The sequence below is a fragment of the Oleiagrimonas sp. C23AA genome, from assembly GCF_011759385.1.
Classification (GTDB): Bacteria; Pseudomonadota; Gammaproteobacteria; order Xanthomonadales; family Rhodanobacteraceae; genus Oleiagrimonas.
In genome coordinates this window covers 390,081-414,809 of record NZ_JAARLY010000001.1, presented here as the reverse complement: position 1 = coordinate 414,809, position 24,729 = coordinate 390,081, and the positions used below count along the sequence as shown (strand labels likewise).

The following is a 24,729-nucleotide window of genomic DNA, read 5'->3' as shown; positions in this document are numbered from 1 at the left end:
TTTCATGGAAGCCACCTCCCGCCTCTCCGGCCAGCCCGTTTGTCGCCAATGCATGGACAGCCCCGCCCTGGACTTCGACTTCCAGATGGCGATGCAACCCATTGTCAACGTCGCGACCCGTCAGATCTTCGCCCATGAAGCCCTGGTACGGGGGCCGAGCGGCGACTCGGCGGCGCCGGTGCTGGCCAAGGTGCATGACGGCAACCTTTATCGCTTTGACCAGGCCTGCCGTACCCGCGCCATCGAAACAGCATCCAGACTCGAGATACCGGCGGCCATCAGCATCAACATCATGCCCAACGCGGTGTACAAGCCCGAACTGTGCCTGCGTACCACGCTGCAGGCGGCGCAGCGTTGCCAGTTCCCACTCGAGCGCATCATCTTCGAAATCAACGAGGCCGAACGCGTCCAGGACATGTCGCATCTTCGCGACATCGTCGAACACTACCGCGAGCGTGGTTTCAAGGTCGCCATCGACGATTTCGGCGCCGGCTATGCGGGCTTGAACTTCCTGGCCGAGTTCGACACCGACATCATCAAACTGGACATGGCTCTGATCCGTCACATTGACCGCGATCCCAAGCGCCAGATCATCGTGCGCGGCATCACCGACATCTGCCGCGAGCTGGACGTGGATGTGGTGGCCGAAGGCGTGGAGGATGTGGACGAGTTTCGCGCCCTGGCCGACTTCGGCGTCGAACTGTTCCAGGGCTATTTCTTTGCCCGGCCGCAAACCGACAGCCTGCCCGAGATTCACCTGCCCGCCTGACACCAACGCAGCCTGCCTAACCGTCGCAGCTATCGTCGGCAGGTGGCACTTGCGCGGCTGACGACAAATACGTACATTCGTACATCATGAGTACGACAGCCCTTTCCCACCGTCAGCATCAGGTCCTCGCCTTCGTGCGCGATTACGTCAATGCTGAAGGCCGGCCGCCGACACTGCGCGAAATTGCCGACAGCCTGGGCTTTCCCAGCCACAGCTCGGCGCAATCGTGCATCACCTCGCTGGTGAACAAGGGCGTGCTGGAGCGCTCGTCGCATCATCGCGGGCTGCGCCTGCCGGATGCGCCTTCCTGGCACCGCCAGAGCATCGAACTGCCGCTGGTTGGACGCGTCGCCGCGGGCGCGCCCATTCTGGCCGCCGAGCATATCGAGCGACAGGTCGAAGTCGATCCGGCCCTGTTCCGGCCACAAGCCGACTACCTGTTGCGTGTGGTGGGTTTGAGCATGCGCAATGTGGGTATTTTTGACGGCGACATGATTGCCGTGCACCGCACGCCGCAGGCCGAAAACGGCCAGATCGTGGTCGCCCGCATCGACGAGGAGGTCACCGTCAAGCGTCTCAGGCGCGAACGCGATCACCTGCTGCTGTTGCCGGAAAACGAGGATTTCGAGCCCATCGTGGTCGAGGCCTCGCAAGCGGAAAGTTTTGCCATCGAGGGCCGCTGCGTCGGCGTCATCCGCAGCCTGTAACGCCCTACTTGTCTTCATTTGCGCCAGCTTGCCGCTCCGCTGCCGGCAAGCTTCGCGCCCGTCCCATGAAGGTACGCCATGAGCCACGCACTCGCCGATGTCCTGCACCACCCTGCCGCCTGGCGCCAAGCCACCTCCGGCATGGCCCATGTCCGCACTCGTTCCACCGGACGGGCTGAACTGGATGCGCAGCTTCCGGGCGGCGGCTGGCCCCAGGGCGCCTTGAGCGAAATGCTTTCCGAGCACGATGGCCTGGGTGACTTCAACCTGGCCTTGCCGGCATTGAAGGCACTGACCCGTGAAGGCCGCCGCGTGGTACTGATCAACCCGCCCTATGTGCCCTACGCACCGGCGCTGCGAGCGGCCGGCGTGGATCTTCGCCAGCTCAATCAGCTTGCTGCCGAGGGTCCCGAAGCGGTGTGGACCATGGAGCAGTGTCTGCGCAGCGGCGGTTGCGGTGCGGTGATCGCCTGGATCGGCCAGCTGGACTATCGCAGCCTGCGCCGCCTGCAGCTGGCCGCCGAAAGTGGCGACAGCCTGGCGCTGCTGTTTCGCCCGGCCGCCGAGGCCGCACACAACAGCCCAGCCGGTCTGCGCCTGCATGTGTGTGCCGAGCACGGCCATACGCGGGTCGATGTGCTGAAATCACGCGGTCGCTTTCAACACCACGCGGTGACACCGCTGCCACGCGGCCACCTGCTCTCCAACTAACGCACGCCCACCCGAGCGCTGGGCCGCCGCACACTCGCTAACAGTTATTGCGAGGCCGGCGGTGTCGGCTGCACGTCGGTGGCCTGGCAATGCAACGTCTTGGGCCAGGGATCGCTGTGGCGATGTCCCTTGGCATCTCGATAGACATGGAACAGGCGCCCGCCGATGCAGTGCGCCTGCCCCGCCTTGCGCGCAATATCCACCTGGCACATTACCTTTTGCCGCCCCGCCATGGAGCGGCAGGGTGCGAACTGGACCACCGGGTTGGTGACCGGCTCGCTCATATCCTGTCCGTGGGCGCGATAAACCGCATAGCCGGCCAGCGCCAGAGTGGCTGCCGCACCGATACCAATCACTACATCAACGGCTTTCATGCGCGCCTCGACTCAGCATACGGACGTGGCAGCGTACCGCGACTTGGCCGTGAGAGGGAGCTTCCCGATCACCACGCCCAGGAGATGGGTACATTTTCGGAGCGCGGACATAGAAACGCCCCGCAGGGACGGCGCGTCAGTATCGACAGGGGGGAGGGGGAGAGGTCGATACTGCTTGTTAGCGCCGCCTGCGAGGCGGTGTCCGCTGCCCAGGGGGAGGGGGTGGCAGCGAACGTGGAGCGAACTTTACGTGCAGCCATTGACCAAATCCAATATATTTTTCGTGCCCTACTTATTTGGTTTACATATATGTTTGACCTGCGCCAGTTACGTTACTTCGTGGCGGTGGCCGAAACGCTGAGCTTCACGCAGGCGGCGCGACGCCTGCACATGTCGCAGCCGCCCTTGTCGCAGCAGATCCAGGCGCTGGAGCAGGATCTGGGCGTCACCCTGCTCGACCGCAACAAGCGCCGCGTGGCGCTGACCGAGCCCGGTCGACTGTTTCTTGAGGAAGCCCGCGACATCCTGGCCCATGCCGATGGCGCACGTGCACGCGTGGCCGACGCGGCGGCTGGGTACACCGGGCGTTTGCGACTGGCCTACCCTGCCTCGGTGGCGTTTCATCCGGCGCTGCCGCAGACGCTGCTGCGCTTTTCCAGCCACGCTCCTTCGGTACAGGTGGAGCTGACCGAGATGTATACCGAAGCCCAATACACCGCCCTGGCCGCCGATGATCAGATCGATGCCGGCCTGGTTCGCGCCCTGCCCAAACATCGCCAGCTGGAACAGAACCTGCGCCTGATCGTGCTTGATCACGAACCCCTGCTGCTGGCCATGCCGGCCAGCCATCGGCTGGCGACGCGCGAAAACCCCATCGCCCTGAAGGAGGTGGCCGACGAGGCCTTTGTAGCGCAGCCGCGAGCACACAGCACCACCTTGTACGACACGCTCACGCGCCTGGCCGCCCGCGCTGGCTTTCACCCGAGCATCCGCCAGGAGGCACGTCAGGTCACCGCGCTGCTGGCGCTGGTATCGGCGGGTGTGGGCATGGCGCTGGTGCCGGCCTCGCTGCGTGCGGTGCAGCTGTCTGGCGTGGCCATGCTGGCGCTGTCCGATCCGGGGGCCAGCCAGTTGCTTGCCTTGGCCTGTCGGGCCGATAATCGCTCGCCGGTGCTAAAGCGATTTGTCGATACGCTGGAGCCGCTGCATGGTGATGCGCCCAAAGGCTTGCCATAAGCCGGATCGGTCTCTATAATTTCCGCTTTATTTCGCTTTGATTCATCAGGAGCCAGCCGTGAAGGTGCTTTCCTCGCTCAAGTCCGCCAAGTCGCGCCACCGCGACTGCAAGGTCGTGCGCCGTCGCGGCAAAGTGTTTGTGATCTGCAAGAGCAACCCGCGCTTCAAGGCGCGTCAGCGCTGATCGACGCTTTGCCGGATGTGCGGAAAAGGGTCGCCCCGAGGCGGCCCTTTTTTGTATCTGCACGTGGCGCCCACCATGAGTCGCAGCCATGGCTAAGCACGCGCGCTTCTGTTAAAAATGGGCCTGACACGGCGCACAGGCGCCACGGGGAGATCGCTCATGTCCAAGTTCGTGCTTGCCTTGCCGCTGGCTATCATGGCCGCCTTGATTGCACTGCCTGCAACGGCTCACGCCGATGACCTGCTGATGCGTCGCGTACAGCAGGAGAGTCACATGCCGATGCCCACCCGCGGCATGAGCATGGCGCAGGTGGAAAAACACTTTGGCCATCCGCTGCGCAAGCTCAGCCCGCGCGGCGGCGATGCGCGCCTGCATCCGGTCATCCATCGCTGGGAATACAAGCACTACATCGTGTATTTCGAGCGCAACCATGTCATCCACTCGGTGCTCAACACGCCGGCCGGCAACAACCGCCATCCGCAGAGCGCCCGCTAGAGACGCCACGCACGACATGACTGTTTCCGATCTTCGCCTGCCGGCCGAATGGGAGCCGCAGGCCGGGGTGCTTATTGCCTGGCCCCACCAGGGCACCGACTGGGCGCCACGCCTGGTCGATACCGAAACCACTTATATCGCCCTGGCCTGCGCCATTGCGCGCTTCGAGCCGCTGCGCATCTGCGTGGCCGACCAGGCCTTGCGCGAGCGCGCCGAGCGCTTGCTGCGCGAGGCCGGCGCCGAGCTTTCGCGCATCGATTTTGTCACCCTGCCCTACGACGACACCTGGCTGCGCGATTCCGGGCCGATCACGCTTGTTTCCAGCGACGGCCAGCGCGTGCTCAACGATTTTCGCTTCACCGGCTGGGGCGGCAAATTCGGCGCCGAGCAGGACGATGCACTGATCACCGGTCTGGTGGCGCGCGGCCTGTTTGCGCCGGCCGCGCATCAGCGCATCGATTGGGCACTGGAAGGCGGCGCCATCGAAAGCGATGGCCACGGCACGGTGCTGACCACCTGGCGCTGCCTCACCCAGCGCCACCCGTCGCTGTCACGTGAGGCGATCAGCGAGAGCCTGCGCCGCAGCCTGCACGCCTCGCGCGTGCTGTGGCTCGACCACGGCTACCTGGAGGGCGACGACACCGACGCCCACATCGACACCCTGGCCCGCCTGGCACCGGATGACGCCATCGTCTACCAGGCCTGCGACGACAGCAGTGACAGTCATCACCAGGAGCTCCAGCGCATGGCCGACGAACTGGCCGCACTGCGCACGGCCGACGGCCGTGCGTACACGCTGCATGCGCTGCCCTGGGCGCAGCCCATCATCGATGGTGAGCGCCGCCTGGCCGCCTCGTACGCCAATTACCTGATCGTCAATGGCGCCGTGCTGATGCCAGCCTACGGCGACCCTGCCGACGACCAGGCCGCCGCCGTGATCGCCCAGGCGCATCCAGGGCGCGAGGTGGTACCGGTGCCATGCCGACCGCTGATCTGGCAAAACGGCTCGCTGCACTGCGTGACCATGCAACTGCCGCAGGGCACGCTGGCCTGAACGGGCAGCCGGTGACCATTCATCGACCGGGTTTCACCATGATGCTCATGCGATGCCTTCTGGCCAGCTTGCTGTTGGCCGTCAGCGCGGGGGCGCAGGCGGATGCCATGCACCTTGAGGTGACCGGCGCCAATGCGAATGGCCGCCTGGCGCCACGCTATGCGTTTGATGGTGGCGATTGCGGTGGGCAGAACCTTCGCCCCACGCTGCACTGGCATGGTCAACCCAAGGCGACGCGGAGCCTGGCTATCGGCGTATTCGACCCGGATGCGCCTACCGGGCATGGTTGGTGGCACTGGTTCGTGCTGGACCTTCCTGCGACCACATCCGGGTTGGAGCAGGATGCCGCACTGCCACCGCCAGCCTTCGCCCTGCGCAACGATTACGGCCAGCGCGGCTGGGGCGGCCCCTGTCCTCCACCAGGCCCTGCGCATCGCTATGTGTTCACGGTCTACGCGCTGGACCAGGCGCACCTGGCGCTTGCGCCGGACACATCGCCGGCCAATGCATTGCGCGCTGTGCAAGCGCACACGCTTGATAGCGCGCAAGTTACCCTGACATATGGACGCGAGCGCCCCTGAGCGCCCCATTCCAACCGCCAAAGGATGCTCCGGCATGACCCGTTCCCTCTCCGTTGCCCTGCTGCAGGAAACCGACCGCGGCAGCCGCGAAGCCAATCTGGACGCCATTGAAGCAGGCCTGCGCGAAGCGGCCGCCGAAGGCGCCGAGCTAGTGCTGTTGCAGGAGCTGCACAACGGGCCGTACTTCTGCCAGAGCGAGGACACCGACACCTTTGATCTGGCCGAATCCATTCCCGGCCCGGGTACCAAGCGCATCGGCGCGCTGGCCGCTGAGCTCAAGCTGGTGGTGGTAGCGTCGCTGTTCGAGCGCCGCGCCGCTGGGCTCTATCACAACACCGCGGTAGTGTTCGATCGTTCGGCGGACATCGCCGGCACCTATCGCAAGATGCACATTCCAGACGATCCCGGGTTCTACGAGAAGTTCTATTTCACCCCGGGCGACCTGGGCTTTGAGCCGATCCAGACCTCTGTCGGCAAGCTTGGCGTCCTGGTGTGCTGGGACCAGTGGTATCCGGAAGCGGCGCGGCTGATGGCGCTGGCCGGTGCCGAGCTGCTGTTGTATCCCACCGCCATTGGCTGGGACCCGGCCGATGGTGACGACGAAAAGGCACGCCAGCGCGACGCCTGGGTTACCGTGCAGCGCGGCCACGCGGTGGCCAATGGCCTGCCGCTGCTGGCCTGCAACCGCACCGGCTTTGAATCGGACCCCAGCGGCCAGGGCCGCGGCATCCAGTTCTGGGGCACCAGCTTTGTCGCCGGCCCGCAGGGCGAGTTCCTGGCCCAGGCAGGCACCGAGGAGCGAGAGCTTCTGATGACGCGCATCGACATGGCGCGCAGCGAGAATGTGCGCCGCATCTGGCCATTCCTGCGCGATCGTCGCATCGACGCCTATGGCGACCTGCTCAAGCGCTTTCGCGACTGAACCTCGCGCCACGCGCGGCCTTCGATGAGCGCGGGGGCGCTTGCCCCGCCCCGTGGTTGCCGCCATGCTTGCCTGCTTCCTGTACTGACCGCCGTACCCATGACCGAGCTTTCCACCGATACGCCACCCGACGTTCTCGACAGCCAGCCGATCGAGCACGTGCGACGTGACGGCGTGGAATACGTGGTGCTGGGCACCGCGCACGTCTCGCGAAGCTCGATGGAGGCGGTGCAGGCCATCCTTGAGCGCGAATCGTTCGATGCCGTGGCGGTGGAGCTGTGCGAAAGCCGCGCCCAGGGCATGCGCGATCCGGAAGCATTCAAGCGCATGGATCTGTTCCAGGTGATCCGCCAGGGCAAGACCGGCATGGTCGCGGCCAGCCTGATTTTATCCTCGTTTCAGCGCCGCCTTGCCGAGCAGCACGGCATCGAACCCGGCGCCGAAATGCAAGCCGGCATGAGCGGCGCCGAGGCGCAGCAATTGCCGCTGTGGCTGGTCGATCGCGAAGTGGGCACCACGCTCAAGCGCGCCTGGCGCAACGTGGGCTTTCGCGAAAAGATGGGCATTCTCGGCGGCCTGGTCGGCAGCCTGTTTGAACGCGAGGATATCGGCGAGGACGATATCGAGCAGCTCAAGCAGGGCGACATGCTCGAAGGTGCCTTCCGCGAGTTTGCCAGCTCTTCGCAGTCGCTTTATCAGGCCCTGATCGCCGAGCGCGACAGCTACATGGCCGCACGCCTGCGCCAGGAAGCCAGCCAGGCACCCGAGGTGCGCCGCGTGCTGGTCATCGTCGGCGCCGGCCACATGAAGGGGCTGATCGGCCATCTTCGCGACACCGATATCGAGCCAGCCACCGAAGTGAGCCAACTCAGCGCCACCCCCAAGGGCACGCCCTGGTTCAAGTGGATGGCCATGGCGCTGGTGCTGGCCGTGTTCGGCGTGATCATCTACGCCTTCCATAAAAACCCGGCACTGGGCACCGACGCATTGCGCGACTGGGTGCTCTACACCGGCGGCCTCGCCGCCCTCGGTGCATTGCTTGGTGGCGGACACCTGCTGACCGCACTGACCTCCTTCGTCGCCGCGCCACTGAAGCCGTTCCGGCCCGGCATTCCGGCCGGCGCCGTCGGCGCGCTCACCGAGGTATGGCTGCGCAAGCCCAAGGTGGCCGACTTCGAGGCGCTGCGCCATGACATCACCGAATGGAAAGGCTGGTGGCGCAATCGCGTGGCCCGCGTGTTTGTCATCTTCACCCTGGTCAACATCGGCACCATCATTGGCGAGTACGCCGCCGGCATCCACATCGTGCGAAGCCTGTTCTAGGCGCGCCCGGCACCCGCTTGCAAACGCTTGGCGACACCAGCGTGCGCAACGCGCTAGGCTTGGATCGCGATACCACCCGGCGCCAGGGGACGCCGTGCGTTGCGACACCGCGCCGCGCCCTTGTCCAGGCCTGCATGTGACAGGCTATACTTAACGCTTTACCGACGCGGCCGCGACGGCCGTTCACAGCGGGAATGACACCCATGACGCGATCGCTACTGCTTGCCACGCTGACCGCCGCTGCGCTCATGACGTTCGGCAGCGCGCATGCCGAGGGCAACAAGGCCAACGGCAAGACGCTGGTCTACACCTGCGCCGGCTGCCACGGCGTACCGGGCTACGAAAACGCCTACCCCAATTACCGGGTACCGAAGATTGCCGGCCAGAACGAGCAGTATCTGATCAACGCGCTCAACGGATACAAGACGGGCAAGCGCAAGCATCCGACCATGGACGCGCAAGCCGAGAGCCTGACTGAGCAGAACATCCAGGACATCGCTGCCTACTTGTCCAGCCTGGCCAAGAAGTAAGCCCGTAAAAGGATCGAGGACCGACGCATGAAGAGCGTGATCACCCTGTCCGTGCTCGCCGCCGCCCTGGCGCTGAGCGTACCTGCCGCGCATGCCGGCAACGCCGCTGCCGGCAAGAAGAAAGCCGTGTCGTGCTTCGCCTGCCATGGCGCCGACGGCAACGCAGTCGACCAGCAGTACCCACGCCTGGCCGGCCAGTACGAGAACTACATCGTGCAGGCGCTGAAGGAGTACAAGAGCGGCCAGCGCGACAACGCCATCATGAAGGGCTTTGCCGGCCAGCTTTCGCAGCAGGACATGGAAGACATTGCCACCTATTACGCCACGCTGGATGGCGGCAAGCTGCATACGCTCAAGAATTACATCCAGGGCGACAGCAACTGACCTGCGCAGCTCGCACCTGCACGGCAGTAAAGATTTATGAAAAGGCCCGGATCGCTCCGGGCCTTTTCATATCCGGCGAGTCACTACCGTGCTTCAACCCACCGCCGAAGCGCCCTGTTCGCCACTGTAGTAGGGGTTCTCGCCGCTGGCATGGTCGGTGGCGTCGCGCACTTCGGTGATCTCCGGCACGCGGGTCTTGAGCGTCTTCTCCACGCCCTGCTTCAAGGTCACATCAACCATGCCGCAACCATGGCAGCCGCCGCCGAACTGCAGCACCACCACACCATCGGCACTGACTTCCAGCAGGCTGATGCGGCCACCATGCGAAGCCACCTGCGGGTTGATCTCGGCATCGATGACGTAGCGCACGCGCTCGACCAGGCTGGCGCCCTCACCGGGAATCTCGCCCTTGATCTTGGGCGCGCGGATGTTGAGCTGGCCGCCGGTGGCGTTGATCTCGAAATCGATGCTGGCCTCGTCCAGCCAGCGCACGCTGTCGCCGTCCACATATATGTTGAAGCCAGTGCACTCGACGGTCCACTCGCGGCCATCCAGCTCGGATGGCTCGCAAAATTCGAGCGCACAGTTGGCCGCTGGCGTGCCGCCCTGCACCACTGACAGGCGGATGCCCTGCCCTTCCACGCCCTGCTGCTCGAGCAGGTGGCGGAAGTAGTTTTGCGCGCGTTCGGAAATATCGATCATCACGGGTCCCGTCACTAGCTTCTGGAAAACAGCACCATTTTAGTACGAATTCAACGCCACGCTAAGGCTTTGACATTTGCCGGCACCACCGGGAGGCTAAGCTACCTTTCGCATCCCAAGGAGCCGACATGACCTACGAGGAACTTCTGCACGAGCATTGCCAGCCGCGCAAGGGTGCCGGCGACGGCCTGGAGAAGGCTACCGCGCAGTCCATGCTCGAGGCACTGCCGGGTTGGTCGCTGGCCGATGACGGCAAGGCCATCGTCAAGGATTTCAGCTTCAAGGACTTTCATCACACGCTGGGCTTCATCAATGCGGTCGGCTTCATTGCCAATCGCGAAGACCATCATCCCGACCTGGAAGCCGGTTACGGCCACTGCCAGGTGCTGTTCAGCACGCATGACGTCGGTGGCCTGTCGCTGAACGACTTCATCTGTGCCGCACACGTCGAGGCGCTGCAGCGCTGATGGCAAGACCCACGGCGCCGCGCACGGCACGCATCGCCAGCCTGTTGTCCGGTGCCGCCATCATCGTGGCACTGGCCGCAGCGCTGTACCTGCTGGCCGGATTCGTTACCGGTCACGAGTTGGCGCGCCGGGGTGCCGTGGAGCTGCAACAGCTCAAGCAGGGAGTCACGCCCTGGCACTGGCGGCTGCGCGGTCCGGCCAACCTGGTCGCGCAACGCCCATTCGGCCAGGCACGCGCCGGCAGCGAACGCGGGCAGCGCCTGCGTCTGACCGCCGAGTCGAACGCGCCTTATGAAATCGGCCTGCCCCTGAGCCGCCCGGCCGACCTGGCCACCGCCCACTGGCTTACCCTGGAAGGCGGCGGTCAGCGTCCGCTCCACATGGCCCTGATCCGCAGCGCCACACTCGATGGCGCCGGATGCCGCGCCAGCCTGCCGCTGTCGCATTGGCCACGCTGGGATTTGGCGAAACTGGACTGGCGTCCGGACCAGGCCGGCGCCTGCCGCAGCGCGCACGCCACCGTGTTGCGCCTGGCGCTGACGCAACCGGCGGGTAAAGCGCTGACGCTGCGCAAGATATCGCTGCGCGCCGATACTTCGCTGGCCATCGCCCAGCACGTCGTACCACTACCCGATGACTTGGCTCGCGCCCGCGCGCTGCTGGCGCAACTGGCAGCTGCCACACCCAGCAACGAGTGGCTGCAGATTGCGCTGCCGGCGCTGGCATCATCCCAGCGCATTCTGGCTTTGTCAGACCTGACCCATCAAATGCTGCCGGCAGCGACCGTGGTGCTGGGCAGCGAAACCGGCATCACGCCACCCGCGCCGCCGCAACGCGCCTGGATCGTACTGCTCATCTATGTGCTGCTGATGGGCGCCAGTATCGTGCACCGGCGCGCCGAGCGGCCGCAGCATCCGCGGGCCTGGCGCATGGCCCAGCTGGCGCTGGCGCTGGCTGGGCCGCTATGGCTGATCGCCGGCATGCATCTTGGCCTGCACACACGCTGGCCGTATCTGCTGGCCGCCGTCCTGGGCATCGTCTACGGCGGCTGGGTCTCGCGCCGGCTTCGTCTGGCCGGCGCGCCGCGTGCGGCTTGGCTGGGGCAGGCGCGCGCCTGGACAACGCCGTGGCTGGTGGTTGTCGCGGCGCTGATCCTGGCCTGGGGTGCAGGCCACATCTGGCAACCCCTTGGCTGGCGCCACATCGCCACCTACCTGGCCTGGGCACTGTTGCAGCAGTGGCTGATGCTGGCGGTGGTGCTGCGCCTGTTCGAATCGGCATGGCCCACACGCACGCGCCTGGCGGTGATCGGCACGGCGCTGGCCTTTGCCTTGCTGCATACGCCCAACGCGAGGCTGATGCTGCTGTGCTTTGGTGCCGAGCTTTGGTGGGCGCGAAGTTTCCTGCGAAATCGCGCCATCATACCTATCGCGCTGGCCCATGCGCTGGCCGCCTTGATCCTGCAATCGGCACTGGCTGACGGCTGGTTGCGCTCACTTGAGGTGAGCGCGCGCTATCTGCTGGGAGGCTGACACACTGCCCAGCCTCAGGCGTGACCGGCCAGCCGGTCGATGACCGCCTTCAGGTCGTCCGGCAGCGGCGCGGAAAAGCTGTACGCCTTGCCCCCGAGCTCGAATTCGAAGCGCGCCGCATGCAGGAACAGGCGCTTCAGGCCCGCCTTGCGCAGGCGCTGGTTGGCCTCACGCTCGCCGTATTTGGGATCACCGCCCAACGGATGGCCCGCATGGGCGGCATGCACGCGAATCTGATGCGTGCGGCCCGTGTCCAGCGTCACCTGCATCAGGCAGTCGTCGGATAGCCGTTGCACTTCGCGGAAAAAGGTCAGCGCCGGCTTGCCGTCATCGGCCACGCGCACCATGCGCTCGCCACCCTGCAGCACGAACTTGCGCAGCGGCGCATTCACATCAAACTTGCCGCGCCTGGGATGCCCGGTCAGCAGGGCCAGGTACTGTTTGGTGACGGCACCTTCGCGGATCAGCGCCTGCAGCCCGGTCAGCCCCGCACGGCTGCGCGCGAACACCAATACGCCGCTGGTATCGCGGTCCAGGCGGTGCACCAGCTCCAGCGACTCGTTCGGGCGCGCCGCACGCAGCAACTCGATGGCGCCGTGACTGATACCGCTGCCACCATGACTGGCGATGCCGGCCGGTTTATCGATGGCCAAAAAGTGCTTGTCCTCGAAAATAACCGCCTCGGACACCCTCTTCAGCAGCCCCGGCGGTGGCGTGCCCGGATCGCGTTCGGCAGTGCGCACCGGCGGAATGCGCAAGGTGTCGCCCTCGGCCAGCCGCGTATCGGGCTTGGCACGCTTGCCGTTGACCCGGACCTGGCCGGTGCGCAGCAGCCGATAGATCAAGCTGCGCGGTACGCCTTTGAGCAGCGCAGACAGACAGTTGTCCAGGCGCTGGCCATCGCGATCGGCGCCCACCTGGACTTGTTGTACGGTGTTAAGTGTGTCACGCGAAGTTGCCGTCCGCATTGAAAAAATCCGAAATCGAAAGGTATACTCCCCGCGCGCTCTAGCCAGCGCCGAGGGCGACATACGCCTCGGTACGGCACCTGTCCGTCACGCCGGCGCGTCACGCCCGGCCGCCCTTTTTCCACGCGGCCGAAAGCTGATCGCCACGCATCGTAACGGTTCGGGTCGATGTTTGTCCGCCACGCCTTTGATTTCGTGGTGGTCGCCCACATCGTTTGGCGCGAGGCACCCGACAATTAGTGCCGGAGCAAAAGGCAATGCTCTGGACCCATGCCGCTTCGAGGAAGCTGCGGCGCGATCCCCGGCAGGCCGCCACGAGTCAAGGCGCCGCCGCGGCGCGCGGCCGCGCGGCCTCAAAGCCGAGGAATAACGACAATGAAACGCATGTTGATCAACGCAACTCAGCGTGAAGAGTTGCGTGTGGCCATCGTGGATGGCCAGACCCTCTACGATCTTGATATCGAGATCCCCTCCCGCGAACAGAAAAAGGCCAACATCTACAAGGGCCGCATCACCCGCGTGGAGCCTTCGCTGGAAGCGTGCTTCATCGATTACGGCGCCGAGCGCCACGGCTTCCTGCCGCTGAAGGAAATTGCCCGCGAATACTTCGCCGACGGTGCCGATCCGCACAAGTCGAGCATCCGCGAGCTGGTCAAGGAAGGCCAGGAAGTCATCGTCCAGGTCGAGAAGGAAGAGCGCGGCAACAAGGGTGCGGCGCTGACCACCTACATCAGCCTGGCCGGCCGCTACATGGTGCTGATGCCCAACAACCCGAAGGCCGGTGGCGTCTCGCGCCGCATCGAGGGTGAAGATCGCGCCGCGCTGAAGGAAGCGCTGGAGCATCTGTCGGTGCCCGATTCCATGGGCCTGATCGTGCGCACCGCCGGCATGGGCCGCGACGCCGAAGAACTGCAGTGGGATCTGGACTACCTGCTGCAGCTGTGGAAAGCCATCTCCAACGCCGCCAGCGCGCAGAAAGCACCGTTCCTGATCTACCAGGAATCGAAGCTGTTCATCCGCGCCCTGCGCGACTACCTGCGCAATGACATCGGCGAAATCCTCATCGACGAGGAAGCGCTGTTCAACGACGCGCGCGAATTCATGCAGCAGGTGATGCCCAACGCCCTGCGCAAGCTCAAGCTTTACAGCGACACCACGCCGCTGTTCTCGCGCTACCAGATCGAAACCCAGATCGAGAGCGCGTTTGATCGCACCGTGCGCCTGCCCTCGGGTGGCTCGATCGTGATCGACCAGACCGAAGCGCTGACCGCCATCGACATCAACTCCTCGCGCGCCACCAAGGGCAGCGACATCGAGGAGACGGCGTTCAACACCAATTGCGAGGCGGCTACGGAAATCGCCCGCCAGTTGCGCATTCGCGACGCCGGCGGCCTGATCGTGATCGACTTCATCGACATGGACAGCCCCAAGCATCAGCGCGAGGTCGAGGAAACCCTCAAGATCGCGTTGAAGCTGGACCGTGCCCGCGTACAGGTCGGCCGCATCAGCCGTTTTGGCCTGCTGGAAATGTCGCGTCAGCGCCTGCGCCCAAGCCTGGGTGAAGCCACCCAGATCGTTTGCCCGCGCTGCGATGGCCACGGCCACATCCGCAGCATTGAATCGCTGTCGCTATCGACCCTGCGTCTGGTCGAAGAAAACGCCATGAAGGACCACACCGGCCAGGTGCTGGTGCAGGCGCCGACCGACGTGGCCAACTTCCTGCTGAACGAAAAGCGCGCTGGTGTCGTCGAAATCGAGATGCGCCACAAGGTGCATGTGGTGGTGGTCGCCGATGACAAGCTGCAGACGCCGCACCTGGAAATCAGCCGCATCCGCGAAGCGGAAATGGGCGAGCACGCCAAGCCCAGCTACGAGCGCCTGACCCCGGTCGAACCCGATGCCATGCGCAAGATGGGCCAGAACCTGGGCAGCAGCGACGAGCCGGCCGTCAGCGGCATCGTGCCGGCGACGCCGGCACCGTTGCGCGAAAATGCGGCCGCAGCCGCCGCCGAAGTTCCGGCCACGCCAGCACGCGCCCGTCAGCCCGCCCAGCCGGGCTTGCTGGCCCGTTTCCTGGGCTGGTTCCGCGGTGATGACAACACCACCGAAACCGCCGCCAGCGATGACAAGTCGGCCCGCCGCGCGCGCCAGTCGCAGAGCAACCGCAGCCAGGGTCAGAAGCGTCAGGACAGCCGCAAGCCACGCAATGAGCGTGCCGAAGGCGAGCGCAGCTCGCGTTCGCGCAACGAGCGTGGCAACCGTTCCGGCAACGCCAGCAATGGCAACGGCAACGGACAAGGCAAGTCGCGCAACGAGCGCAACGCCAAGGCATCCGAGGGCAACAAGCAAGGCGGTGGTCGCAACCGTCAGGACAAGCCCGAGAAGAAGGAGCGCCCGACCAAGGCGGCGCCGCAAACGGCCAACCAGGAGCGCAAGGACACCCGCCCCACGCCGGACAACAAGCCCGCCGAGGCCAAGCCGAGCAACCAGGTCAAGAGCGAGCCGGTGAAGAACGAGGCGCCCAAGCCGCAGCCGCCCAAGGCCGAACCGGCGCCGGTGCCGAGCAAGAGCGACGACAGCCATACCGTCGACACCAGCACCCAGAGCCAGGGCCAAAACCAGAACGGCTCGGCAAGTCATCAGGACGCATCGAACGTTGGCAACGAGAGCGGCGCCAACGGCCAGCGTCGCCGCCGCGGCCGTCGTGGTGGCCGTCGTCGTCGTCGCCAGGACGGTGCGGAAAACACCTCCGGCAATGGCAACGCTAACGCCGCCTCCGACAGCGACGCCCAGGACAACCTCACGAACAGCCAGGCGCAAGGTACCGCCAAGCCGTCCCACACGGGCGAGCGTAAGCAGGCGCCGGTGAAGGCTGACGCTCCGAAGTCTGAGGCCCCGAAGGCCGACGCTCCGAAGTCTGAGGCTCCGAAGTCTGAGGCCCCGAAGGCCGACGCTCCGAAGTCTGAGGCTCCGAAGTCTGAGGCCCCGAAGCCCGAGGCCGCGAAGGCTGAGGCTCCGAAGGCTGAGGCTTCGAAGGCCGAGGCTCCGAAGGCTGAGACTCCGAAGGCCGAGGCTCCGAAGGCCGAGGCTCCGAAGGCTGAGGCTTCGAAGGTCGAGGCTCCGAAGCCCGAGGCCGCGAAGGCTGAGGCTCCGAAGCCGGAAGCTCCGAAGGCTGAGGCTCCGAAGGCTGAGGCTTCGAAGGCCGAGGCTCCGAAGGCTGAGGCTCCGAAGCCGGAAGCTCCGAAGCCTGAAGCTCCGAAGTCTGAGGCGCCGAAGGCTGAAGCTCCGAAGCCCGAGGCTCCGAAGGTCGAAGCCCCGAAGTCCGAAACCCCGAAGTCTGAGGCGCCGAAGGCTGAAGCTCCGAAGCCCGAGGCTCCGAAGGTCGAAGCCCCGAAGCCCGAAACCCCGAAGCCTGAGGCTCCGAAGGTCGAAGTCCCGAAGCCCGAAGCTCCGAAGGCCGAGACTCCGAAGCCGGAAGCCCCGAAGCCTGCCGTGCCGACTCCTGAGACGCCCAAGCCGCAGGCGCCGAAGCCGGAAGCGCCCAAACCGGTTGAGCCCAAGCCAGAGGTGAAGAAGCCGGAATCCCCGCGCCAGGCACCGACCCAGGGCGACTTGGTGGGCGATCAGACGCGTAGCAAACCGGATGCATCCAGCACGCCGTAACGCCACTCCAATCTGATAGAGAAAAGCCCGCGACCTCACAGTCGCGGGCTTTTTCATGAATGGCACAACCAACCGAACTGGACAAGCTGCACCCCCGTCAAGCTAAGCTCGGCACCATGCATTCGGCCCTGCCGCCCACGCCACTCACTCCAGGCCTCCAGCACGTCTTGCTGGAAGATGGGCGTCACGCAGTGATCAAGCATCGACCCAATGCACCCCCGGGCTTTTTTGACAGCGAGGCAAATGGCCTTCGTACCCTGGCCGAAAGTGGTGGCCTGCGCGTCCCCGACCTCTGGTACGCGGATCAACGGACGCTGGTCATGGAGGATCTGGGTCAAGGGCGCCAAGGCACCGACTTCTATCCACGCGCCGGAACGGGCCTGGCCCGCCAGCACAAGCACATCGGCCCCGGCTTTGGCTTCGATCATGACGGCTGGTGCGGCGACTCTCCCCAGGCCAACACGTGGCATCAGGACGGGCACCAATTCTTCGCCGAATGCAGACTCTTGCCACAGGCGCGCCAGGCGCTCGATGGCGGACAGCTGTCAAGAAGTAGCGTGCAACGCATTGAAACCCTTTGCGCCCGGCTATCGCAGTGGATTCCCACGCAGCCGGCCGTACTGCTGCACGGTGACTTGTGGAGCGGCAACCTGCACTGCACCCGTGAGGGCGAACCTGCCCTCATCGATGCCGGCGCTGTGCACTACGGCTGGGCAGAGGCCGAGCTGGCCATGCTGACGCTATTTGGCGCCCCGCCCGAAGCGTTCTTTTCAGCCTACGCTGAGAGCGGCGCACTGGCCGCCGACTGGCGCGAACGCGCGCCGCTCTACAACCTTTACCATCTGCTCAATCATTTGAATCTGTTCGGAGCCAGTTACAGTGATGCCGTGCATCACGCCATGGAACCATTTGTATGAGTAACGCGAATGTAAGGCTTTCCCTACATGGTTGCGCGACCTCGCCCGGCATCCATGTCCCCTGACTTTGGGCACACTTACCTCAACCGCTCGTCACGGGGGGGACGCAAGGATGGCGTGCCGGCAGGATGCCACGTGGCGTGCGGCAGGACATGAAAAGGCCCGGGCTTATCGCTCGGGCCTTTCTATTTGCGCCACCGAAACACACAAAACGCCTGCATAAGACGGGCTCTAGAGTTCACGCATCACGCGGAAACCGACCCGGCCACTTCGCGTATCGGCCGCCACGCCCAGACGGAAAGCCGAACGATCCTGGTCGGGTGCACTGCCCCATGACCCACCACGCACCACACGCCGCGCGCAGCCGGGGTTGACCCAGGCCGATCCATCACGTGGGGCCCGTGTGTAGTTGTCGTGCCAGCAATCGTCTACCCACTCGGAGACATTGCCGTCCATGTCGTACAAGCCAAACGGGTTGGCGGCGAACGACGCCACCGGCGCCGGACCCCAATAGCCATCACGGTAACCGGCAAACGCATTGCTCCAGCGTCGACCGATGCTGGACCGGTCGCCGCTTCCGGTCAGGTTCTCCACCCGGCTCGACGGGCGGCCATTACCCCACCAGTAGCGGCTTTGGGTACCGGCGCGCAAGGCATATTCGAACTGTGCCTCACTGGCCAGGCGATAGGACTTTCCGGTGTGCTTGGACAGCCACGTGGCGTAAGCACGGGCATCGTTCCACGACACATTGACCACCGGCTCGTCGTCCTGCGCGCGATGGCCTTCATAGTCACTTTTCCAGGTGGCGCGGCCGTCTTCGCGCATCGCGCCACTTTTCTCGTCGTAGACGCTGGAGCCACCCAGCCGTACCGAATCGGGTACATAACCGGAAGAGCGCACGAAGTCACGGAACTGCGCCACGGTGATTTCGGTGCGGCTGAGGGCAAAACCTTCGGCAATGCTCACCTGATGCTGCGGCGACTCGCTGGATTCGTGGCCACGCTCATTGGATGGCGATCCCATCATGAACTTGCCCGTGGGAATCACCACCATCGCCGGCGCGCCGCCGGGCATGTCCACAAACCGGTCATGGAACACCTGTCCGGGCTTGTAGTTGGCGTATAGCTTGGCGTTGCTCAGGCGCTCGTTGAAGTCGTCAATGCCCGGCACATCGGTACTTGCCTGCATGGCCTGGGCTGCCAGCTGCTGGGCCAGTTTCACATTGCCGCCATCGAGCGCCGAGCGCGCCTGCGCCAGCAGGCTCTCCGCACGCTGGCGTCGCAAGCCCTCAATGCGGCCGCGCACATCCTGCAGGTTCTGCGAATCGGGCGAAATTTCCGCAGCGCGTGCCAGCGCCGCATCGGCGGCATCGAAATCCTCCTGTGCGGCCGCGCTCAAGGCCTGATCGAGCGAGTGCTGCTGGATGCGTGCCAGTCCCTGCTCGGCCACCGCATTACCCGGATCGATCTGCATCACCTGGCGATACACCGCCAGCGCGTTGTCATCGCCTTGGCCCACCGACTTGCCCTGCTGCATCAACTGAGCGGCATGAGCCAGCAGCGGGCGTACCTGCTGCAACGAATCCAGGCTCTGCTGCAGGCGCTTCACATCGTCTGCCGAGCGCGGCAGCGACTTCAGGGAAGTCAGTGCCTGCGAGGCGCCATCGGCATCGCCTGCAGCCAGCGACTGCTCGACCTGGGCGATTAGCTGTGTGCGCACTTCCGACAGCCCCGACTGCGCGCGCAGACTCTTGGAATCGGTCTTTAGCACGTTCTGGAACAGTGCCGCGGCACTGTCGTCGCCGCCGACCAGATTGCCCTTGTCCAGCGCCTCGCGCGCGCGCTTGAGCAAGGCCGCCACCTCCGGACTGTCCGGGGCCTCGGCAACGCTGGCAGCCTGCGCCGGCGAGGACTGACTGGCCATGCGCTTGCGAATCACTGCCGATGGCGCCAGCGACAAGGGCGGTCCGGCATCCAGCTCGGCATCGGCTGGCCGCTTCGGTCTGGAGGCCTCAGGCCGCTGCTCGAAGCCCATCAGCGGCGACATCGATCCACTGACCGGCGTAGCGTTGTTGCGCGTGCCACCGCGTTGCACGTGCAGCAGGCCAGGAAAAAAATGATAGACCAGCGCAAAGCCCAGCAGCGCCGAGCCTATCGCCCCTCCCAGGGCGCGTTGGCGGCGATCGGACTCGGAACTGGGCATGACAAGGCAGGTCCTTAACGGAACAAAAGGCGCACCTGACGTGCGCCGACCTGCAAAGCATAACCGCAACCGGGGGCTTTGCTCATGCCCCGATGCACACGTCCTGCTATCGTTGGCGGCCTTGGCTTTCAAACTCTCGGCGCGTGACCGCAACCGCGCGCCCTTCGTACGGGAACATTTCTTGAGTCAGACATTGAACCAGGCCGGTAGCGCCGCGCTGGCCCCGTCCGCCGACTGGATCGACAACGCCGCCCAACTGGGCGACTGGCTGGCCGCCGTGCCGGCCGAAGCGCCGCTGGGTATTGATACTGAATTCATGCGCCGCAACACCTTCTATCCGCAACTGGCGCTGCTGCAGCTGGGCGCCGCTGATCGCTACGCGCTGGTCGATCCCACGCAGTTCGACGCTGGCCCGGCATTGAGCCAGGCACTGTCCCGGCATCTCGGCCCGCGGATCATGCACAGCCCCAGCGAGGACTTCGAAGCGCTCGCCCCGCTGCTGCCGCGGGGCCTTGGCCACTTCTTCGACACCCAGCTGGCCGCCGCCATGTGCGGTTATGGCCTGGGCCTGAGCTACCGTGCACTGGTGCTCCAATTCTGCGGCATGGAGCTGGACAAGGGTGAAACCCGCTCGGACTGGCTGCAGCGTCCACTCACCGCCTCCCAGCAAGCCTATGCCACCCTCGACGTGGTCTATCTGGAGCCCATCCAGCAAGCGCTGCAAACCAGGCTGGAGTCACTCGGCCGCACTGCCTGGCTGGAAGAGGACTGCCAGCGCATGCTGCACCGCGCCGCCCAGAGTGGCGACGAGCAACCGCAACGTGAATTCCGTGGCGCCGCCGAATGGTCCCGCGAGAACCAGGCCCTGCTGCGGCGTATTCTGCTATGGCGCGACCGCACCGCTCGTGAGCTGGACACGCCGCGCCCGTGGCTGTTCGAAGACGCCATGGCCATGAGCATGGTCAGCGATCGACCGCAGACCGACAGCGAACTGGCCGCGATCACCCGCGGCCGCCGCGCCCTGCGCGGCGCCCAACGGCGCGAGCTGATGGCCCAGCTGCAAACACCGATCAGCGCTGAAGATGTCGACGCCACCGCCAGCATCCCGCCCGCACCGCAGGACGCGCAAAAGCGCGCGGTGGCCGCCATGAAACGCGAAGTGGATACCCTGGCCCAGGAACTGGACCTGCCCGCCGGCCTCTTGTGCCCACGCAAGGCCATCGAGCGCATCGCCATCACCGGTGAGTGGCCGGAAACCTTCGACGGCTGGCGCGGCCCCCTGCTGCGCGAGCGCCTGGCGCCGCTTCTGCCTTGAGGGCTTGGCGAAAGCCCCTCATTGCGCTAACATGCGCCGCTCGCGTGGGGCGGTAGCTCAGCTGGGAGAGCGTCGCGTTCGCAATGCGAAGGTCGGGAGTTCGATCCTCCTCCGCTCCACCAATCGATTCAACGAGAAAGGCCGCCTTAATAGGCGGACTTTCTCGTTTCTTGCGGACAGCATCTGGTGCCGTGTAATCGGTTAATGCCCCTTTCCGGTCGCCGCATACACACCCATCACCGCGCCGACGAAACCGCCGGCGGTCTGCGTGGAAAGAATGGTGCCGTCGGCATTTCGCAGCAACGTGGTCCAGCGTCCCTTTTGGGTGGCGTAGCGGAAGCTGTATTGGCCGCCTTTGGTGTCGATGCCCAGGTAAAGGGGCTGCCCTGGCGCCAGCGTGATGGTTTGACGTGCAACGACGGCTCCCTGCTTGGGGTCATCCGCGCCGGCGCGTTTATCCACCTGGATTTCGGTGTGGCCGTGCGTGCGGACCAGGCCGACGAAGTAGAAGTAATCATCGTTCTGCAAGGCGACCAGGCCGGCTTTGTCACCATCATGCCGCGGCGTGAAAAGCATGCGCGTTTCGACGTGGGCATCCATATGCTGCTGGCGGCGGCCGAGGAATGACGGGTTGCCCTTGTCGCCCAGATGCACGGCGCGCGCTGTGATGGTCAGACCGTGGCCGGTGTGCCACCAGCTGCTGCGCGGATTGCGCAGCATCATCCAGTCCAGCGGCAGGGTTTTGCTGTCAAAACGGTTGCGGATGTGGAACGCACCGGCGGTCGGCTGGGCAGCACGCCCCAGGGGCAGATGGGGGCGCACATGCACGTAGGGCACGCGCGCGCCATGCGGCAGGATGACCGGCCAGCCCTGCTTCCAGGTGACCGGCAACAGGAAGGTTTCGCGGCCGGTATTGTAGAAATTGCCCTTGTACGGTCGCACCGCCAGAAAGGTGGCCCACCAGGCGCCATCGGGCGTCTGCACCATATCGGCATGCCCGGCCGAGGTGACCGGCAGCGCCCGACCCGCCGGCAGGTCGCGCTGGGTGAGAATGGGGTTGTCGGCGTAGGGCATATAAGGGCCGGTGATCTTTCGCGCACGCAACACCACCTGCGAATGTTGCTCGGCGGTGCCGCCCTGCGCCGCCGACAGGTAGTAATAACCGTCATGCTTGAGCAGATGTGGCCCCTCGATCCAGACCGGATGGGTTTGCGGATGCACGCCGCCGTCGACCAGCACAGTGCGCGGTCCGATCATCTTTTGGGTCTTGGGATCAAACTGCTGCAGCCAGATGGCGCGATGGCCTTGATAGCGTGGTTTCTCGGGCGGCGGCCCATTGTTGACGATCCAGGCACGGCCGTCGTCATCAAAGAACAGCGAGACGTCAATGCCATCAATCCCCGGCAGCCAGACCGGATCGGACCAGGGGCCCGCCGGGTTCTTGGCGGTGATCAGATAGTTGCCACCGCAATCGACGCAGGTGTTTAAGATGTAGAACAACCCGTCGTGATAGGTGATCGCCGGCGCGAACACGCCACGCGACAGGCGCAGGTGTTTGAAGTCCAGCTGCCCCGGCCGGCTGATGGCATTGCCGATCTGCGTCCAGTGCACCAAGTCGCGGCTGTGGAACACCGGAATGCCCGGAAAATAGGCAAACGTGGAGCTGACCAGGTAATAGTCGCGTCCAGCGCGAGTGATGCTGGGGTCGGAGTAGAAACCATGCAGGATCGGATTGCGATACGTGTCCGGTCCCGCCTTGATCATGTCCGACGGATCGCCACCGCGATAGTCGAACCATGAGAAGTGTGCACTGAGTGGTTTGTCCTGGGCAAAGCCGAGTAACGGCACCAGTGCCAGCAACCATGCCCACATCCACCTGCCATGCTTCATGTCCGAGTCCTCGTACAAGCGGGTAAATCAATAACGGTAAAGATGCACTTCGCGTATCACGAACTGGTCTGCGGGCAGTTGCAGCCATCGCCCCTGATTGGTGTCATCGCCATTCAACTGGCGACCGCGCAGCCAGTGGCCATGCTCGAAATGGCCTTCCCAAACCGAAGCGATACCCACCCGCGAAGTGCCGTGCGATGCGCTTGAAAACCTCAGCGTGGCGCCGATGCCGGCCACCCAGAAATCATCCGGGGCGCCGCGGATAATCAGCGCGGCATGGACTCCATCAGCAGTAGCCTCGTTTTTTGCGCCAATGGATACAGCGCCCTTGGGCCGATAGCGCGTGGTGAAGGTGTACGCACCCATGGTTACCTGCTGGGGCGTGAGGTCCGCCTTGCCATGGAAAGCCGCAGGCGGCAGCAGCATGGTCATGGATGATGTGCCCTGCCGGGCCAAGATCATTGGTGTGAGTTGCTGCACCACGCCGAAGGCCTGGCCCAGCGCTTTGGCGTCGGCAGCGGAGAGAAATTCGGGCGCATACGGTGACACGCCCATGGCCTTCAACGCGCCGTACGCATACAACGCATTGGCGCCCATCTGCGCGCCGGACACACGCCCGGTTTCGGGAATGAAAAAGCCCTGCTTGCGCGTGGCGTAGCGCTGCGCCCACGCACTGAAATTGGGGAAGTAGATATCCGGCGACAGCATGTCGATGGCCGGCGCCGCTGCGTGCCAGATATCGAACAGATGCGGCAACGGCCCGCCACTGGGGTACTGACCGGGTAACGTGTGTGGACGAACCAGCGCCGCGTTCACGTACATCGGCAGGTCATACACCGCCTTGCCGCGCGCCGCGACCTGCCCGGTGTAGCGCGCCTCGGTCCAGGCGGTGAACAGTTCGTCAGTCCAGACGCTTTTGCCAAAGGTTTTGATCCAGGACGCACCCTGGCGTTCGCCGTGCGCGCGCCAGGCTTTGCGTAGCGCTGGCGCCAGTTTGGAACGATGCGCTTTCAGGTAGTCAGTCAATGCGCGCGGCACGGCGGCCTTGAACGCGGCATTGGCCGCCGCGCTGTGCTCACGCGCCGTCGGCAGCATGCCGACCTCGTTCTCCACCTGCACCATCACCACCGTGTGCTGGACGCCGTCCATCTGCTTGAGATGGCGCATCAGGGCGACGAAGGCACGGCTATCGGCCTGAAGATTGTTGTCGCTGAGCGCGGACAGTATCTCCATCGGCGCACCGTCGGAACCCACCGCCCGCGGGAAACGCGCGGGATCGCGCTTCACCCACGCCGGCACGTAACTGGACATGCTGTTCTTCCAGCTGCCAAACCACAGCAGCACCACGTGCATGTGATGCGCCCTGGCCTGCGCGATCAGGCCATCCACCGTCTTGAAATTGAAACGGCCTTCGGCAGGCTCGATCAAATCCCAATACGCCGGCGCAATCACCGTGTTGAGATGTAACGCCTCAAGCCTTGGCCACAGCTTTTGAAGGTAGGCCAGACTCGAGGCCGAAGAGTTTTCCAGCTCGCCGCCGCGTATCAGCAGAGGCTTGCCGTCGACCACCAGCTGCACCGCTCCGTGACGATGAACCAGCTGCGGCGTCACGGCTTTCGAGGGTGTCGAGGCGACAGCGCCGTACGGAAACAAGCCCGCCATACCCATTGCGCATGCCGACACCAGCCAGCACCTGAAACGGCGCGGCACGCTCATGCCCGATACCCTTCTCGCCAAGGCCCGAGTGGACGTGGACGCCTTTGTAGAAAAGTGCTCGGCCATATGCTTACTACTGACTTCCTT

Annotated in this window: 23 protein-coding genes and 1 tRNA gene; 18 read left to right on the top strand and 6 right to left on the bottom strand. The window is 64.8% G+C overall.

Annotation, left to right across the window (positions count from 1 at the left end):
• Positions 1-52: 52 nt before the first annotated feature.
• The 3 genes from HBF24_RS01755 (at position 53) to imuA (ending at position 2,187) form a co-directional block, all read left to right on the top strand.
• The gene (locus HBF24_RS01755; RefSeq protein WP_240922046.1) at positions 53-769 is read left to right on the top strand and encodes an EAL domain-containing protein; all 717 of its coding nucleotides are present in this window, start codon (positions 53-55) and stop codon (positions 767-769) included.
• 86 nt (positions 770-855) lie between these two features.
• Positions 856-1,476 (top strand): transcriptional repressor LexA, encoded by a 621-nt coding sequence (gene lexA / locus HBF24_RS01750; RefSeq protein WP_167168002.1) that lies wholly within the window; start codon positions 856-858, stop codon positions 1,474-1,476.
• Positions 1,477-1,554: 78 nt separating this feature from the next.
• Positions 1,555-2,187, top strand: a complete 633-nt coding sequence (gene imuA / locus HBF24_RS01745) for a translesion DNA synthesis-associated protein ImuA (RefSeq protein WP_167167999.1) — start codon at positions 1,555-1,557, stop codon at positions 2,185-2,187.
• A 44-nt stretch (positions 2,188-2,231) separates the two neighbouring features.
• Here imuA and HBF24_RS01740 read toward each other — a convergent pair whose 3' ends face one another.
• Positions 2,232-2,561, bottom strand: coding sequence for a hypothetical protein (locus tag HBF24_RS01740; RefSeq protein ID WP_167167997.1), 330 nt, complete (start codon positions 2,559-2,561; stop codon positions 2,232-2,234).
• A 309-nt stretch (positions 2,562-2,870) separates the two neighbouring features.
• Here HBF24_RS01740 and HBF24_RS01735 point away from each other — a divergent pair, with 309 nt between their 5' ends.
• The 9 genes from HBF24_RS01735 to HBF24_RS01695 all read left to right on the top strand — a co-directional run bounded on the left by HBF24_RS01735 (position 2,871) and on the right by HBF24_RS01695 (position 9,270).
• Positions 2,871-3,797, top strand: a complete 927-nt coding sequence (locus HBF24_RS01735) for a LysR family transcriptional regulator (protein ID WP_167167994.1) — start codon at positions 2,871-2,873, stop codon at positions 3,795-3,797.
• 58 nt (positions 3,798-3,855) lie between these two features.
• Entirely contained in the window at positions 3,856-3,981 is a 126-nt protein-coding gene (gene ykgO, locus HBF24_RS01730) for a type B 50S ribosomal protein L36 (protein ID WP_029213509.1), read from the top strand.
• Positions 3,982-4,140: 159 nt separating this feature from the next.
• Positions 4,141-4,476 carry a hypothetical protein gene (locus HBF24_RS01725; protein ID WP_167167991.1) on the top strand — a complete coding sequence of 112 codons (336 nt, stop codon included), beginning with the start codon at positions 4,141-4,143 and terminating at the stop codon, positions 4,474-4,476.
• 16 nt (positions 4,477-4,492) lie between these two features.
• Positions 4,493-5,530 carry an agmatine deiminase family protein gene (locus HBF24_RS01720; protein ID WP_167167988.1) on the top strand — a complete coding sequence of 346 codons (1,038 nt, stop codon included), beginning with the start codon at positions 4,493-4,495 and terminating at the stop codon, positions 5,528-5,530.
• Between the two features lie 47 nt (positions 5,531-5,577).
• Positions 5,578-6,111 (top strand): YbhB/YbcL family Raf kinase inhibitor-like protein, encoded by a 534-nt coding sequence (locus tag HBF24_RS01715; protein ID WP_206064118.1) that lies wholly within the window; start codon positions 5,578-5,580, stop codon positions 6,109-6,111.
• A gap of 34 nt (positions 6,112-6,145) precedes the next feature.
• Complete coding sequence (locus HBF24_RS01710) at positions 6,146-7,033, top strand: carbon-nitrogen hydrolase (RefSeq protein ID WP_167167985.1); 888 nt, start codon at positions 6,146-6,148, stop codon at positions 7,031-7,033.
• A gap of 99 nt (positions 7,034-7,132) precedes the next feature.
• Entirely contained in the window at positions 7,133-8,356 is a 1,224-nt protein-coding gene (locus HBF24_RS01705) for a TraB/GumN family protein (protein ID WP_167167983.1), read from the top strand.
• 203 nt (positions 8,357-8,559) lie between these two features.
• A complete protein-coding gene (locus tag HBF24_RS01700) occupies positions 8,560-8,886 on the top strand; it encodes a cytochrome c (RefSeq protein WP_167167980.1) in 327 nt (108 codons plus the stop codon).
• Between the two features lie 27 nt (positions 8,887-8,913).
• Complete coding sequence (locus HBF24_RS01695) at positions 8,914-9,270, top strand: cytochrome c (protein ID WP_167167977.1); 357 nt, start codon at positions 8,914-8,916, stop codon at positions 9,268-9,270.
• 93 nt (positions 9,271-9,363) lie between these two features.
• Here the strand turns inward: HBF24_RS01695 and HBF24_RS01690 are convergent, their stop codons facing one another.
• Entirely contained in the window at positions 9,364-9,972 is a 609-nt protein-coding gene (locus tag HBF24_RS01690) for an NfuA family Fe-S biogenesis protein (protein ID WP_167167974.1), read from the bottom strand.
• A 128-nt stretch (positions 9,973-10,100) separates the two neighbouring features.
• Here HBF24_RS01690 and HBF24_RS01685 point away from each other — a divergent pair, with 128 nt between their 5' ends.
• Positions 10,101-10,439: a 4a-hydroxytetrahydrobiopterin dehydratase gene (locus HBF24_RS01685; RefSeq protein ID WP_167167971.1), complete on the top strand. Its 339-nt coding sequence runs from the start codon at positions 10,101-10,103 to the stop codon at positions 10,437-10,439.
• A complete protein-coding gene (locus tag HBF24_RS01680) occupies positions 10,439-11,971 on the top strand; it encodes a CPBP family glutamic-type intramembrane protease (RefSeq protein ID WP_167167968.1) in 1,533 nt (510 codons plus the stop codon). The genes HBF24_RS01685 and HBF24_RS01680 overlap by 1 nt, the downstream gene beginning before the upstream one ends.
• Before the next feature lie 14 nt (positions 11,972-11,985).
• On the opposite strand, the gene HBF24_RS01675 is transcribed toward HBF24_RS01680, so the two are convergent.
• The gene (locus tag HBF24_RS01675) at positions 11,986-12,939 is read right to left on the bottom strand and encodes an RluA family pseudouridine synthase (protein ID WP_167167965.1); all 954 of its coding nucleotides are present in this window, start codon (positions 12,937-12,939) and stop codon (positions 11,986-11,988) included.
• A 375-nt stretch (positions 12,940-13,314) separates the two neighbouring features.
• Between HBF24_RS01675 and HBF24_RS01670 the strand changes: the two genes are divergently transcribed.
• Entirely contained in the window at positions 13,315-16,602 is a 3,288-nt protein-coding gene (locus tag HBF24_RS01670) for an Rne/Rng family ribonuclease (protein ID WP_167167962.1), read from the top strand.
• 59 nt (positions 16,603-16,661) lie between these two features.
• Positions 16,662-17,519 (top strand): fructosamine kinase family protein, encoded by an 858-nt coding sequence (locus HBF24_RS01665; protein ID WP_343162683.1) that lies wholly within the window; start codon positions 16,662-16,664, stop codon positions 17,517-17,519.
• A gap of 231 nt (positions 17,520-17,750) precedes the next feature.
• On the opposite strand, the gene HBF24_RS01660 is transcribed toward HBF24_RS01665, so the two are convergent.
• Complete coding sequence (locus HBF24_RS01660; protein ID WP_167167956.1) at positions 17,751-19,721, bottom strand: formylglycine-generating enzyme family protein; 1,971 nt, start codon at positions 19,719-19,721, stop codon at positions 17,751-17,753.
• A 181-nt stretch (positions 19,722-19,902) separates the two neighbouring features.
• Between HBF24_RS01660 and HBF24_RS01655 the strand changes: the two genes are divergently transcribed.
• Positions 19,903-21,036: an HRDC domain-containing protein gene (locus HBF24_RS01655; protein WP_240922044.1), complete on the top strand. Its 1,134-nt coding sequence runs from the start codon at positions 19,903-19,905 to the stop codon at positions 21,034-21,036.
• 46 nt (positions 21,037-21,082) lie between these two features.
• Positions 21,083-21,158, top strand: a tRNA-Ala gene (locus tag HBF24_RS01650).
• 79 nt (positions 21,159-21,237) lie between these two features.
• On the opposite strand, the gene HBF24_RS01645 is transcribed toward HBF24_RS01650, so the two are convergent.
• The gene (locus tag HBF24_RS01645) at positions 21,238-22,926 is read right to left on the bottom strand and encodes a glycoside hydrolase family 43 protein (protein WP_240922042.1); all 1,689 of its coding nucleotides are present in this window, start codon (positions 22,924-22,926) and stop codon (positions 21,238-21,240) included.
• A 27-nt stretch (positions 22,927-22,953) separates the two neighbouring features.
• Entirely contained in the window at positions 22,954-24,588 is a 1,635-nt protein-coding gene (locus HBF24_RS01640; protein ID WP_167167938.1) for a DUF5597 domain-containing protein, read from the bottom strand.
• Positions 24,589-24,729: the final 141 nt, after the last annotated feature.

Excerpts from the sequence above, each read along its gene's own strand:
- imuA (WP_167167999.1), top strand. The coding sequence starts at position 1,555 with ATGAGCCACGCACTCGCCGATGTCCTGCACCACCCTGCCGCCTGGCGC.
- HBF24_RS01755 (WP_240922046.1), top strand. The coding sequence starts at position 53 with ATGGACAGCCCCGCCCTGGACTTCGACTTCCAGATGGCGATGCAACCC.
- HBF24_RS01710 (WP_167167985.1), top strand. The coding sequence starts at position 6,146 with ATGACCCGTTCCCTCTCCGTTGCCCTGCTGCAGGAAACCGACCGCGGC.
- HBF24_RS01675 (WP_167167965.1), bottom strand. The coding sequence starts at position 12,939 with ATGCGGACGGCAACTTCGCGTGACACACTTAACACCGTACAACAAGTC.
- HBF24_RS01715 (WP_206064118.1), top strand. The coding sequence starts at position 5,578 with ATGCGATGCCTTCTGGCCAGCTTGCTGTTGGCCGTCAGCGCGGGGGCG.
- HBF24_RS01725 (WP_167167991.1), top strand. The coding sequence starts at position 4,141 with ATGTCCAAGTTCGTGCTTGCCTTGCCGCTGGCTATCATGGCCGCCTTG.
- HBF24_RS01640 (WP_167167938.1), bottom strand. The coding sequence starts at position 24,588 with ATGGCGGGCTTGTTTCCGTACGGCGCTGTCGCCTCGACACCCTCGAAA.
- HBF24_RS01740 (WP_167167997.1), bottom strand. The coding sequence starts at position 2,561 with ATGAAAGCCGTTGATGTAGTGATTGGTATCGGTGCGGCAGCCACTCTG.
- lexA (WP_167168002.1), top strand. The coding sequence starts at position 856 with ATGAGTACGACAGCCCTTTCCCACCGTCAGCATCAGGTCCTCGCCTTC.
- HBF24_RS01695 (WP_167167977.1), top strand. The coding sequence starts at position 8,914 with ATGAAGAGCGTGATCACCCTGTCCGTGCTCGCCGCCGCCCTGGCGCTG.
- HBF24_RS01645 (WP_240922042.1), bottom strand. The coding sequence starts at position 22,926 with ATGAAGCATGGCAGGTGGATGTGGGCATGGTTGCTGGCACTGGTGCCG.
- HBF24_RS01685 (WP_167167971.1), top strand. The coding sequence starts at position 10,101 with ATGACCTACGAGGAACTTCTGCACGAGCATTGCCAGCCGCGCAAGGGT.
- HBF24_RS01665 (WP_343162683.1), top strand. The coding sequence starts at position 16,662 with ATGGCACAACCAACCGAACTGGACAAGCTGCACCCCCGTCAAGCTAAG.
- HBF24_RS01705 (WP_167167983.1), top strand. The coding sequence starts at position 7,133 with ATGACCGAGCTTTCCACCGATACGCCACCCGACGTTCTCGACAGCCAG.
- HBF24_RS01670 (WP_167167962.1), top strand. The coding sequence starts at position 13,315 with ATGAAACGCATGTTGATCAACGCAACTCAGCGTGAAGAGTTGCGTGTG.
- HBF24_RS01690 (WP_167167974.1), bottom strand. The coding sequence starts at position 9,972 with ATGATCGATATTTCCGAACGCGCGCAAAACTACTTCCGCCACCTGCTC.
- HBF24_RS01720 (WP_167167988.1), top strand. The coding sequence starts at position 4,493 with ATGACTGTTTCCGATCTTCGCCTGCCGGCCGAATGGGAGCCGCAGGCC.
- HBF24_RS01735 (WP_167167994.1), top strand. The coding sequence starts at position 2,871 with ATGTTTGACCTGCGCCAGTTACGTTACTTCGTGGCGGTGGCCGAAACG.
- HBF24_RS01660 (WP_167167956.1), bottom strand. The coding sequence starts at position 19,721 with ATGCCCAGTTCCGAGTCCGATCGCCGCCAACGCGCCCTGGGAGGGGCG.
- HBF24_RS01680 (WP_167167968.1), top strand. The coding sequence starts at position 10,439 with ATGGCAAGACCCACGGCGCCGCGCACGGCACGCATCGCCAGCCTGTTG.
- HBF24_RS01700 (WP_167167980.1), top strand. The coding sequence starts at position 8,560 with ATGACGCGATCGCTACTGCTTGCCACGCTGACCGCCGCTGCGCTCATG.